The sequence below is a fragment of the Nocardia lijiangensis NBRC 108240 genome, from assembly GCF_001613045.1.
In the GTDB taxonomy this organism is placed as follows: Bacteria; Actinomycetota; Actinomycetes; order Mycobacteriales; family Mycobacteriaceae; genus Nocardia; species Nocardia lijiangensis.
In genome coordinates, this window is the sequence record NZ_BDBP01000025.1 from 19,768 (window position 1) to 31,841 (window position 12,074).

Here is a 12,074-nt window from a genome sequence, read left to right on the forward strand (position 1 = left end):
ACTCAGCGCAACGCCGCCGCGGCCGCCTCGGCGATCGCGCCCGCGATCGCGCTCAGCGCGGGCGAATGCAACTTCCACTGCTGCCAGTACAGTGGCACGTCGATGAACGAATCCCCGTCTATTGGAACCAAACTCGTCGGCGGGTCACCGGCGGTCTGCAGGTCCGGCAGCATGCCCCAGCCGAGGCCGAGGCGCACCGCCGTGCCGTAGGCGGTGGACGACGGAACGTAGTGGCGGGGCGGGTCGATCGGTTGACGGGTGCGGCGGCGGAGGTGGCGATCCTGGAGGTCGTCCTTTCGGTCGAACATGACGACGGGCGCGACGGAGTAGGCCTTGGCGGTGGGCCCGTCGGCGAACCAGGTGCGGGCGAACGCGGGGCTGGCCATCGGGCGGTACCGCATGGCGCCGAGCTTGTCGACCTTGCAGCCCTGCACCGGCTTCGCGGTGGCGGTGATGGCCGCCATGACGGTGCCGTCGTGCAGCAGCGCGGTGGTGTGTTCCTCGTCCTCGCGATGGATTTCGAAGCACACGCCGGGCGGTGCGTCGCGGAGGGCGGGCATGACCCAGGTCTCCAGGGAATCGGCGTTTACGGCGATGGGGAGGCGAATCGGGCGGTCGACCGGGTGGTCGGCGTCGCCGAGTTCGCGGGCGGTGTCGCCGGTGAGCAGGTCGATCTGGCGGGCGAGACGCAGCACGGCGAGCCCGGATTCGGTGGCGCGCACAGGTTTGGTGCGTTGCAGCAGAATGCGACCCGCCGCGTCTTCGAGCGCCTTGATGCGCTGGCTGACCGCGGAGGGTGTGACCCGGAGCCTGCGCGCGGCGGCTTCGAAGGTTCCTTCCGTGACGGCCGCGTTGAGCGCCTTGAGCTGATCGAGCTGCAGATCCATGTTAAGAAAGTCTAATGATGCTTCAGAATCTTTAGCTTGTCTGGTTAGATGACCCGGCTTAACGTCGATGGACGTGACGTTTTCCTCCGCGGGCTTCGCCGCACTCTCCGGTCTGGGTTTCGGGCTGTCGCTGATCGTCGCGATCGGCGCGCAGAATGCCTTCGTGCTGCGCCAAGGCGTGCGCGGGCAGCACGTCGCCGCGGTGGTCGCGGTGTGCGTGCTGTCGGACATGGTGCTGATCGCCGCGGGCATCGCCGGTTTCGGGGCGCTGGTGGAATCGCTGCCCTCGGTGGTGACGGTGGTGCGCTACGCAGGTGCGGCGTTCCTCGTCGGCTACGGCGTGCTCGCGGCGCGGCGCGCGCTGTCCGGCGGCACACTCACCGCCGACGGCGCGGGCACGTCGGTGGCGCTCGGTGCGACCGTCCTCACCGGTCTGGCGCTGACCTGGCTGAACCCGCACGTCTACCTGGACACGGTCCTGCTGCTCGGCTCCTTCGCCAACACCTATGCGCCGCCGGAACGCTGGTTCCTCGGCGCGGGCGCGATGCTGGCCAGCATCCTCTGGTTCGTTGCGCTCGGGTTCGGCGCCCGCCTCCTGGGTCCGCTGTTCGCCCGCCCGACGGCCTGGCGGGTACTGGATTCGGCGATCGCGCTGGTGATGTTCGCCCTTGCGGCGGGACTGGTTCTCTCGAGCTGAGGTGCGCGGCCGCAGACCAGTCCCGCTGAGAGCCTGTTCAGGCTCTCCGTTAGAACGTCTTGTGCGGTACCCCCACGGTCAACCCGCCGTCGATGACGAACTCGGCCCCCGTCGAATACGACGATTCATCGCTCGCCAGATACGTCACCAGATTCGAGACCTCCGCGGGATCGGCCGCACGTCCCAGCGGAATCTGCAGGAAATCCGGCGGAATGCCCTCGGTCATCGGCGTGCTGATCAAGCCGGGGTGTACCGAGTTCACCCGGATTCCGTACTGCGCCAGCTCCAGCGCGGTGGATTTCGTGAGCCCGCGGACCGCGAACTTGGTCGCGGTATAGCCGTGCAGGCCGGGGCTGCCGCGCATGCCCTCCACGGAGGAGATGTTGACGATGGAACCCCCGCCCGCCTCGATCATCGCGGGGGTCGCCGCCTGCATGCCGAGGAAAGTGCCGGTGAGGTTGATGTCGATGATGCGCTGCCACTCTTCGAGCGCGAAGTCCACCAGCAGGTTCCCGTTGACGATGCCCGCATTGTTCACCAGGACGTTCAGCGCGCCGAACCGTCGCACGGCTTCGCCGGCGGCAGCCTGCCAGTCCTGCTTGTCGCGCACGTCGAGGTGCACGTAGACGGCGTGGTCACCGAGTTCCTCGGCCAGCGCCTTGCCCTCGTCGTCGAGGATGTCGCCGAGCACGACGCGCGCGTCCTCGGCCACGAACTTTCTCGCGTGCGCGGCGCCCATGCCGCGGGCTCCACCGCTGATCAAGGCCACCTTGCCGGTCAGCCGCCCCATTGCGGTACCTCCGTCCGTCGCGGAAACAGCGTCGGCGGTAGCCGACGTGAACACGTTACATAACGTCCGCGGAGTTCAGCGGCTACGCGAAGCGAAGATTCGACGGCACAGCGCAGACCGGCTCACCGTCCTGTGGCATCATCGAATAGAACGTGTTCCAGTGTAGGTTCGTCGGGAGGAGTCCGAGGATGGCGAATCCCGACCGGGTCGGACGCTGGGTCCGCCGCGCGGGCGTTCCCGACATCGCCGAGGTGCCGGGCGGTCGCATGGTCGAGCTGGCGGGCCGTGGCCGCACCTACGTGGTCGACATGCCGGGGCCGGAGGGCGCGTCGACCCTGATCCTGCTGCACGGCACCGCCAGCACCGCGTACCTCACCTGGTTTCCCGCGCTGGCGGCGCTCGCCGAGCGCTATCGGGTGATCCTTTTCGACCAGCGCTGGCACGGGCGCGGCATCCGGTCCTCGCGCTTCTCGGTGGACGACTGCGCCGACGACGTCGTAGCGATCGCCGATGCCATGAACGTCGAACGCCCGCTGTGCGCGGGCTATTCACTCGGCGGCGTGGTCACGTTGACGGCGGCCCATCGTCATCCGGACCGGATCGGCGGGCTGGTGCTGTGCGCGACACCGTATCGATTCAGGGAGAAGTGGCGCGAGCGGGCGTTCCATCAGGTATTCGGCGCTTTCGCCGACGCCATCGGTCCGTATTCGCTGCGGCGCATCGACGAGTTCGCGAGCAGGCTGTCCGAATTGCCGGAGCATAAATGGCCGCCGGGCGGTTTCGAGCGCTGGGCGCTCGGCGAGTTCCGCAGCACCAGCGGGTGGGCGCTGGCTCAGGTGATCGCGGAGGTCGGGCGCTTCGACGCGTCGGCCTGGCTCGACGCGATCACGGCGCCGACGGCGGTGGTCATCACGACCCGCGACCGGGCGATTCCGGTGTATCGGCAGTTGGAGATGGCGACGATGATTCCCGGCGCGACCATTCACTTGGCCGGGACGGGGCATGCGGGATGTGTTTTCGGCGCGGAGCGTTTCGTTCCGGCGCTGCTGGAGGGCTGCGCGGCGGTCGCCGCACGGCACTGACCCGGCGCAAGCCGCGGCGGGTGACCCTGTTCGGCGTCGGTGGCGAACAGGGCGGCGTGGATCACTCCACTTCGCGTGCCGCGGTGCGCAATTCGTCGATGATGCCTGGCACCGCGTCGGCCATCGTGGCGACATCGGGCACGAGTTCCTTGCAGGCGATGAACCCGATATCGAGATCGCCGTTGTTGGACAGCACCGTGACGGTGAGCCCGGCACCGTGGAAGACCGGCCCGAACGGATACATCGCGTCCACCTTGATGCCGAGGAAGTACAGCGGCATCGGCGGTCCGGGCACGTTCGAGACCACGAGGTTGTGCACCACCGGATGGTGCTCGGCCAGCTTCAGCGACGAATAGACCCGAGCGGCGAGCTGAAAGGTGTTGGGCGGGGCGTACTTCGACCAGTCCTGGAGGAAGTCGGCGCCGATCAGATCGTGTTCCTCCTTGGCGTTCCGATTCGCCGCGGCCACCGACCGCAGCCGCTCGACCGGGTCGGCGATATCGGTGCCGAGCTCGGAGAACAGTGAGGAGACCTTGTTGATTCCTTCGGTGTGCCGCGACTGTTCGTGCACCGAGACCGGCACCGAGGCGATGAGCGAACGGTCGGGCAGCTCACCGTGCTTGTCCAGGTAGGCGCGCAGCACGCCGCCGACCACGGTCAGCACCACGTCGTTGACCTTCACGTCGAAGGCGGTCTTGATCTCTTTGATGTCGGCCAGATCCGCTTCGGCGAAGGCCACCGCGCGGTGCGGCGTGATCGCCTTGTTGAACGGGGTGCGCGGGGCGGTGAGCGGAAGCGCCATGCCCGCCTGGTTGTTTCGCCGCCGCTGCGCGAAACCGGCCAGCATGCCGACGGTCTTGGGCACCATGCCGACGATGCCCGCCTTGTCGGGCAGCCGAACGACAGCCTCCGCCAGCAGTTTCCAGTCGTTCGGCGTGGACTCGGGCTGCCATTCCTCGGTCGGCTCCGGTCGCGTGAGGCCGGGCTCCATGTCGCACAGGTGCATCATCATGTTCGTGCCGGTGATGCCGTCCACGGCGGCGTGGTGGTACTTACAGATCACCGCGACCTTGTCGCCGTCGATGCCTTCGACCACGTTCATCTGCCACAGCGGCCGGTCACGATCCATCGGCCTGCTGGCGATGTCGCCGACCAGTTCGGCCAGCTCGCGCCGGCCGCCCGGGGTCGGGATGCCGATGCGGCGGATGTGGTAGTCGAGATCGAAGTCGGGGTCCTCCACCCAGACCGGGTGGTCCAGGTTGAACGGCACTTCGTGTAGTCGCCTGCGCATCTGCGGAATCAGGGGCACCCGGCGTCCGAGTTCGGCTTTGAAGGAGTCGAAGGAGTACCTCGCGCCTTCCGCCGTCGGATCCAGGATGAGCAGCGCGCACACGTGTAGATGCTGGGTCCCGGTCTCGAGATAGAGGAAACTGGCGTCCAATCCGGTCAATCGTTCCATAGCAGAAGCCTACTAGAACGTGTTCTAAATTTGGGGGAGATCGGCGGGAGGTGAGTCACAGTAGTGATCTCTATTATCAACTTGGAGAACGAAATTCATCGGATGACTGATTGTGGCCGCGCGGTCGCTGTGGCCCGATTTCGTTCGTCTCCCCCCCGCAACGAACATGTGTGTTACTGCTAGTTCCATATACGTGTATGATCATTGCTACACCCGCGCAGGAACCGGCGCACCGCCGTGCCGATTCGCTGCCGAGGTGCACGTATGAGGATCGAGGGAGTACCGATGAAGCTACTTCGCGGGGCTCACCGGCGGCCGGATACCGATCCGGGCGAGGTGGCGCTCCACGCACGCAACGTCCAGTTCGACTGGGCCGACACTCCGCTGCACTGGATGCCGGAGGAGCCGATCGCGTCGCACCTGATCAATTCGCTCAACCTGCTGCTCCCCGAGGGCGAGCGCATGTTCTGCGCGGCCTACGCCGAGGCATTGCCCTACGTCAAGGACGAGAAGCTCCGCGAGGCGATGCTCGGCTTCATCGGCCAGGAATCGATGCACGCCGAGACCCACGACAAGGTGCTGCACGAGGTGCTCGCGGCGAACAGCATCGACCCGGCGCCCTATGTGCGCCAAGCCGAGTATCTGTTCCGCAAGACGCTCGGGCCCAAGGACGTCGAGGGCATCGCGCAGCGTCAGATCATGGTCGAGCGGCTGGCCTTCATCGCCTGCCTCGAGCATTTCTTCGCCTTCCTCGGCGACTGGGTGCTCAACGCCGACCTGGAGAAGTTCGACGCGGACCCGAGGGTCGCCGACCTGTTCCGGTGGCACGGCGCGGAGGAAGTGGAGCACCGGCACGTCGCCCACGATGTCGCGGTGTACTTCGGCGCGGGATACGTCCGCAGGTCGGCGCTGATGGTGCTGGTGTTCCCGATCTTCATCTCGCTGGTCGTCCGCGGCACCAAGTTCATGGTCCAGCAGGATCCGGCGCTGCCCGATCTGGGATACCCGCGGCTGATCAAGCGCGTTTTCGGCGCCATGTGGCGCGGCTCCCTGCCCGGCGTACCCTCGCTGCTGTGGAGCGCGCTGTCCACCTTCAAGCCCGGCTACAACCCGGAGACGGTCGGTTCCACCGCGCAGGCGGTCGCGTACCTGGCCGCGTCCCCCGCGGCGCGCGCGGTCGCCTCGTGAGCCCTCGAGTCGTTCCCGAGCAGCTGCCCGCCGATCTGTTCGGCAAACGCGATCGGGACCGGGCGGTACGGGTGTTCGACGCGCTCGCCACAGCCCGGATACGCTGGGCCGCACTGGTCAACCGGCGGGATCTGCGCCCGAAGGTCGATGACCGCAGACTCGCGCTCGTTGTCACCGAGCGCCGGGTCGAGGCGCACGACCAGGACGTGGTGAGCCTGCGGCTCGAGGCGCCGGACGGGCACGCACTGCCCGCATGGCGGCCGGGCGCACACCTGGATTTGGAACTGCCCTCCGGCAGGCTGCGGCAGTACTCGCTGTGCGGCGATCCGGCGGACACCCGTGCCTACCGTGTCGCGGTGCGCCGCATCCCCGACGGGGGTGGCGGTTCGGTGGAGGTGCACGACGCCCTGCCCGTCGGCACACCGATCGTGGTGCGCGGTCCGCGCAACGCCTTCCCGTTTGCGGTGCCCGGCTACGGTTCGCCCGCGGTGCACCTGCACTTCATCGCGGGCGGCATCGGGATCACGCCGATCCTGCCCATGGCACGGCTGGCGATGCGGCTCGGCCTCGACTGGTCCATGGTGTACGTCGGCCGCAGTCGCGAGACCATCCCGTTCCTCGACGAGATCGAGACGTTCGGTGACCGCGTCACCGTGCGCACCGACGACGAACACGGACTGCCGGACGCGGCCGCGCTGCTGCCCGGCGTCACCACGGGCACCGCGGTCTACTGCTGCGGCCCGGTGCCGATGACCGACACCGTCGCCGACGCGGTGCGCCGGATGCGCGGTGTGGAACTGCATTCCGAGCGTTTCTCGCCACCGCCCATCGTGAACGGGCAGCCGTTCGAGATCCAGCTCGCCTCCACCGGCGAGGTGCTGCAGGTGCCCGCCGACGAGTCGGCGCTGGCGGCACTGCTGAAATCCCGTCCGGATCAACCCTATTCATGTCGGCAGGGCTTCTGCCGGACCTGCAAGGTGCGCGTACTGGTCGGCGAGCCGGACCATCGCGACACCGTGCTCACCGAGGACGAACGCGCCGACGGCGAGATGCTGGCCTGCGTATCGCGCTGCGACGGCGGGCGTCTCGTGCTCGACCTGTAGTGAAGGCCCTCCGACCACAAGGAGACATCGATGACGACGGATATCGACTCGGCGGCGACCGAGCGGATAGTGCGCAAAGGTGAATTCGAGCTCGCTGTCTACGAATACGGCGATCCCGCGGCCCCGACCGTGGTTCTCGTGCACGGCTGGCCGGACACCCACCACCTCTGGGACGCCGTGGTGCCGCTGCTGGCGCAGCGATTCCACGTCGTCACCTACGACACTCGCGGGCACGGCCGGTCCACCCGCACCCGGCGGACCGCCGACTTCCGGCTCGACGCGCTCGCGGCCGACTTCTTCGCCGTCGCCGACGCGGTGAGCCCGGACGCGCCGGTGCACGTGCTCGCCCACGACTGGGGTTCGGTCCAGGTGTGGGAGGCGGTGTGCGAACCGCGCGCCGCCGCTCGGATCGCCTCGTTCACCTCGGTGTCCGGCCCGAATCTCGACCACATCGGAAAGTGGGTGCGCGCCAGGCTGTCCCGGCCCACCCCACGCAATGTGTGGCAGCCGTTCACCCAGTTGCTGTCCTCGGCCTACACGTTCTTCTTCATGGCGCCGGGACTGCCGCGGGCCGCCTTCGGTGCGCTCGGCACCGAAGAGCGGTGGCAGCGTGTGGTGTCCCTGATGAACGACACGCCGACCTCGACCGTCACCCTCGCCCCGTCCTTCCGGCGCGACATCGTGGACGGTCTGCTCATCTACCGCGCGAACATCGTGCAGCGGCTGCTCGACCCGCGCGAACGGCGCACCGAGGTGCCGGTTCAGCTGATCGTGGCGGGCCGCGACGTGGCGGTGCGCCCCGCGGGCTACGACGACGAGCGCAAGTGGGTCTCGCGACTGTGGCGGCGCGACGTGCCCGCCGGGCACTGGATGCCGTTCTCGCACCCCGAACTGCTGGCCACCGCCACCACGGAGCTGATCGACACCCTCGACGGCGGTGCGCCGCCCCGTGGCCTGCGCCGCGCCGAAACCGGCAGGACCCGAAAGGAATTCGACGACCAGCTGGTGGTGATCACCGGCGGCGGCAGCGGCATCGGCCGCGAGACCGCGCTGGCGTTCGCCCGCCTCGGCGCCGAAATCGTGCTCTCGGACATCAATCTGGACGCCGCCAAGCACACCGCGGAGCTGATCACCGCGGAAGGCGGTGCGGCGCATGCCTATCGGCTCGACGTCTCCGACGAGGCCGAGGTGACGGCGCACGCGGCCGAGGTGCTCGAGGCGCACGGCGTGCCGGACATCTTGATCAACAACGCGGGCATCGGCCAGGCGGGCGGGTTCTTCGACACGCCTTCGGCGGAATTCGATCGCGTGCTGCGGATCAACCTCGGCGGCGTGGTGAACGGCTGTCGCGCCTTCGGCGCCGCCATGGCCGAACGCGGCCTCGGCGGGCACATCGTCAATCTGTCCAGCATGGCGGCCTACAGCCCGCAGCAGGGATTCAGCGCGTACTCCACCAGCAAGTCGGCGGTGTTCATGTTCTCCGACTGCCTGCGCGCCGAGCTGGCCGGGCGCGGCGTCTCGGTGCACACCGTCTGCCCGGGCATCGTGCACACCAATATCGTTGCGACCACCACCTTTTCGGGCGTCAGCGCCGAGGAGGAGAAGCGCAAGCAGGCCAAGTACGACGACCTGTACCGCAGGCGCCACTACACGCCGGACAAGGTCGCCGATCAGATCGTGCGGGCCGTCCGGCGCAACCGCAGCATCGTGCCGGTCACCCCGGAGGCGCGGTTGCAGTACCAGTTCAACCGCTTCGCACCCGCGGTGGTGCGGTTCTTCGCGGCACGGGTGAAGCTCACCTAAGGCACGTCCGGCGCCCGGTGCAGTTCGGCCTCGATCGCCGCGACGCGCCGGGCGTCGATGCCCCACGGCTCGGCGACACCGACCTTGCTGTCGAGATCCCACAGCACGCAGGTCTCGCCGGGTCGCGCGACCATCGACCACGCCACCACCGTGCGCCCCAGCTGCTCGGCCATCGAGCCGTGCGCGGCGTGCTTACGCGGCGCGACCCCGTCCGGGTAGTGGTGCAGGAAGCGGCCGTAGGCGGCCGTGCAGAACGCGGCGTAGCGCTCCGTGCACAGAATCAGCCCGTGCCATGCCTCGTCCACCGCGTGCGAGGGCATGCCGATGACCTGACCGTCGCGCATCGCCGCGCCGCAGCAGCGCAACCACTGGCGCAGCCCGGTCTCCACCAGCTCGCGCGGCTGCCAGGGGCAAGTCTTGAAGACGGCCTCGGGAAGTTCCAGTGCGGCCACCGCCTGCTCGACGTCGCGCAGGTCGACCTGGCGGCGGAGGCGCTGTCGGGAACGGAAAAACTGCACGATTCACTGTACGGCGGCGTGCCGTTACCATTCCGGCATGACGGCTGCGCTCATCGTCCTGATTCTCCTCGTGACCCTGCTGATCGTGGGCGGCGTCGTGGCGTTCGTGGTGGGTCTGGTCAAGGCGGTCAGCCCGCCGCCGCGGCAGCCGGGGTGGGGGCCGAACCAGAACCGTGGGCCCTGGTTCGCGGGCGGCGCAGGGATGGGACATCACGGCCACAGCCACGGCAGCGGGTGCGGCGGCGGTGCCTTGGACTCCGGAAGTAGCTGTTCGGGCGGTAGCGGCGGCGACAGCGGGTGCGGCGGGGGTGGCAGCAGTAGTTGCGGTGGAGGGAGCGGCAGTAGTTGCGGCGGCGGGAGCAGCAGTAGCTGTGGCGGCGGCAGTAGCTGTGGCGGCGGGGGCTCCTGAACCGCGCGTCATGCTCTGTTGCGCGGGGGAGTGATCTCGCTCCCGGCGCTTGACCTCTACTGAACTTCAGGTTTCATGCTGGGCTCCGTCAGACCAGGTGTCGTCAGGAGGTCAGTGATGCGAGCTGTGCAGGCAACGGAATTCGGTGGACCAGAGGTGCTCGCGGTGCGGGAAGTACCCGATCCGACGCCCGGTCCGGGGCAGGTGGTCGTCCAGGTCGCCGCGGCCGACGTGATGTTCCTCGACACCCGGCTGCGCGGGGGCTGGGGCAGCGAATACTTCAACATGGAAACCCCTTACGTGCCGGGCGGAGCGATCTCCGGCGTGGTCGTCGAGGTCGGCGCGGACGTCGACCCGACGTGGATCGGCAAGCACGTCGCCACCAGCACCGCCGCGAGCGGGATCGGCGGCGGGCAGCCCACCGGTGGCTACGCCGAGAAGGCGCTCGCCAAGGCCGAGACCCTCATCGAAGTACCGGACGGACTTTCGCTGAACCAGGCCGTCGCGCTCAGCCATGACGGCAAGACCGCACTCGCGGTGTTCGACCGTGCCTCGATCCAGCCGGGGGAGCGGGTACTCATCACCGCGGCGGGCGGTGGTCTCGGCACGCTGCTCATCCAATTGGCGCGTGCCGAAGGGGCATACGTCGTCGCGGCGGCCCGCGGACACGCCAAGCTCGAGCTGGCCGAGCGGCTCGGCGCAAACGCCGTCGTCGACTACTCCGAACCGGACTGGCCGGCAAAGGCGTGCGCCGCGACCGGCGGAGACGGGGTCGACATCGTGCTCGACGGCGCGGGCGGCGACCTCGGCGCGGCCGCCGCGGAAGCCATCACCGACCACGGCCGGTTCCTCGGATATGGCGCCGCGGCAGGCGATTTCGCCACACTCGACCGCGACGCGCTGGCCGCGCGCGACATCGCCGTCCTCGGTCTGTTCGACCTCACCGGCGCCGACATCGACTGGAACGCGCTCTCACGCCGCATCCAAGCGGCCGTTGTCGCCGGTGAGATCGAGGTCGTGATCGGCCAGACCTTCACCCTAGAAGACGCCGACAGCGCCCATGCCGCAATCGAATCCAGGAAATCTCTTGGACGAACGCTGCTCACTTTGTGACTTGTCACGGCTTTCTGTGCAGCGCGTTTGAGGCAAGGCTAAGGTGCCTGCCGTGCAGACTCTGATCGTTATCGGTGTTGTCGCCGTCGTCCTCTTCCTCGTTTTCGCCGTCGTCCAATTCGCAAGTCGCCCACCGAGAATGGAGAGCCGGTGGGATGACAGCGTGCCGGTGAACAAGGGGCAGTGGGGGGACGACGGCGACTGACGGTTCACTTCGTCTGCGTCAAAACCACTACTGCGATGGGTCGTTTGGTCATCTTTTGATAGGCGCTGTAGCGACCCTTGTTAACTTTGTCGACGATCGCCCACCGTCGTGCGTAGTCCGCATCATCCGGATATGTCGCTTGCGCAACCACTTTCATCCGGCGACGCCCGACCTGAATCTCACACTCGGGCGTCGCCTTCACATTCGCCAGCCACCCCGGAGGCCGCGGCGAGCCGCCGTTCGAGGCGGTCACCAAGTACACCTCGCCATCGCGCCCGTAGGTCAGCGCCGAGGTGCGCTCCTGCCTCGTCTTCCGCCCGACCGTCCGCAACAACAGGGTCGGATTCCCGAACAGCAGCTTGTGGCCGACCAGCCCACCGCTGTTCTCGTACACCCACTGATGAACCCGCAGCACATTCGCGAACACACTGGCCATATCTGACCCTCCAGTAAGTTTCGGTTTTGGGCCCACACTAACGGACCTCGACGGACGAACGCCGTACGAAACTCCGCGTGTGGCCGTCCGCCCGGGGAGTCAACTGGTGCCCTCACCGCCGCGCCCGGTAGCATCCTTGACAGTCGCGGTTCCACCGCGCATGCGGGGCGGTAGCTCAGTCGGTTAGAGCCGTGGACTCATAATCCATTGGTCGCGGGTTCGAGCCCCGCCCGCCCCACAAACCACTTTCTACCAGGGGAAACGCTGCTTTCGTTAGCTTGGCTGGCTCAAACTGGCGCTCCAACAGCAATGGATTCCAGCCGCGGAGCCGGCCGATCGGGGAGCCTGTGGAGGACCTCGCCACCGAGCTGCGCCATCCACGAA

The 12,074-nt window shown here is 67.9% G+C and carries 12 protein-coding genes and 1 tRNA gene; 8 read left to right on the forward strand and 5 right to left on the reverse strand.

From position 1 onward, the window contains the following. Positions 1-2: 2 nt before the first annotated feature. A complete protein-coding gene (locus NL1_RS10145) occupies positions 3-887 on the reverse strand; it encodes a LysR family transcriptional regulator ArgP (RefSeq protein WP_067836974.1) in 885 nt (294 codons plus the stop codon). A 67-nt stretch (positions 888-954) separates the two neighbouring features. Here NL1_RS10145 and NL1_RS10150 point away from each other — a divergent pair, with 67 nt between their 5' ends. Continuing rightward, a complete protein-coding gene (locus NL1_RS10150; RefSeq protein ID WP_067836976.1) occupies positions 955-1,584 on the forward strand; it encodes a LysE/ArgO family amino acid transporter in 630 nt (209 codons plus the stop codon). A gap of 49 nt (positions 1,585-1,633) precedes the next feature. On the opposite strand, the gene NL1_RS10155 is transcribed toward NL1_RS10150, so the two are convergent. Further along, a complete protein-coding gene (locus NL1_RS10155; protein ID WP_067836978.1) occupies positions 1,634-2,374 on the reverse strand; it encodes a glucose 1-dehydrogenase in 741 nt (246 codons plus the stop codon). A 188-nt stretch (positions 2,375-2,562) separates the two neighbouring features. On the opposite strand from NL1_RS10155, the gene NL1_RS10160 reads away from it, so the two are divergent. Beyond that, positions 2,563-3,456: an alpha/beta fold hydrolase gene (locus tag NL1_RS10160; protein WP_067836980.1), complete on the forward strand. Its 894-nt coding sequence runs from the start codon at positions 2,563-2,565 to the stop codon at positions 3,454-3,456. 61 nt (positions 3,457-3,517) lie between these two features. Here the strand turns inward: NL1_RS10160 and NL1_RS10165 are convergent, their stop codons facing one another. Then, a complete protein-coding gene (locus NL1_RS10165; protein WP_067836983.1) occupies positions 3,518-4,915 on the reverse strand; it encodes a WS/DGAT/MGAT family O-acyltransferase in 1,398 nt (465 codons plus the stop codon). Positions 4,916-5,200: 285 nt separating this feature from the next. On the opposite strand from NL1_RS10165, the gene NL1_RS10170 reads away from it, so the two are divergent. The 3 genes from NL1_RS10170 to NL1_RS10180 are packed head-to-tail and all read left to right on the forward strand — an operon-like array spanning position 5,201 to position 9,009. After that, complete coding sequence (locus NL1_RS10170; RefSeq protein ID WP_067836985.1) at positions 5,201-6,103, forward strand: metal-dependent hydrolase; 903 nt, start codon at positions 5,201-5,203, stop codon at positions 6,101-6,103. Beyond that, entirely contained in the window at positions 6,100-7,206 is a 1,107-nt protein-coding gene (locus tag NL1_RS10175; RefSeq protein ID WP_067836987.1) for a PDR/VanB family oxidoreductase, read from the forward strand. Before NL1_RS10170 ends, NL1_RS10175 begins: the two co-directional genes overlap by 4 nt. 30 nt (positions 7,207-7,236) lie before the next feature. Further along, positions 7,237-9,009, forward strand: coding sequence for an SDR family oxidoreductase (locus NL1_RS10180; protein ID WP_067836990.1), 1,773 nt, complete (start codon positions 7,237-7,239; stop codon positions 9,007-9,009). Here NL1_RS10180 and NL1_RS10185 read toward each other — a convergent pair. Then, positions 9,006-9,482: a UCP032817 domain-containing protein gene (locus tag NL1_RS10185; protein WP_067837145.1), complete on the reverse strand. Its 477-nt coding sequence runs from the start codon at positions 9,480-9,482 to the stop codon at positions 9,006-9,008. The two genes, NL1_RS10180 and NL1_RS10185, sit on opposite strands and share 4 nt — an antisense overlap. A gap of 571 nt (positions 9,483-10,053) precedes the next feature. On the opposite strand from NL1_RS10185, the gene NL1_RS10190 reads away from it, so the two are divergent. Continuing rightward, on the forward strand, positions 10,054-11,049 hold the full coding sequence (locus NL1_RS10190) for a zinc-binding dehydrogenase (protein WP_067836993.1): 996 nt from the start codon (positions 10,054-10,056) through the stop codon (positions 11,047-11,049). A 52-nt stretch (positions 11,050-11,101) separates the two neighbouring features. Further along, positions 11,102-11,254: a hypothetical protein gene (locus NL1_RS37445; RefSeq protein WP_156094780.1), complete on the forward strand. Its 153-nt coding sequence runs from the start codon at positions 11,102-11,104 to the stop codon at positions 11,252-11,254. A gap of 4 nt (positions 11,255-11,258) precedes the next feature. On the opposite strand, the gene NL1_RS10195 is transcribed toward NL1_RS37445, so the two are convergent. Then, positions 11,259-11,690 carry a nitroreductase/quinone reductase family protein gene (locus NL1_RS10195; RefSeq protein ID WP_067836995.1) on the reverse strand — a complete coding sequence of 144 codons (432 nt, stop codon included), beginning with the start codon at positions 11,688-11,690 and terminating at the stop codon, positions 11,259-11,261. A gap of 164 nt (positions 11,691-11,854) precedes the next feature. Between NL1_RS10195 and NL1_RS10200 the strand changes: the two genes are divergently transcribed. Continuing rightward, positions 11,855-11,928: transfer RNA gene (locus NL1_RS10200), tRNA-Ile, on the forward strand. The last annotated feature ends 146 nt before the right edge of the window (positions 11,929-12,074 follow it).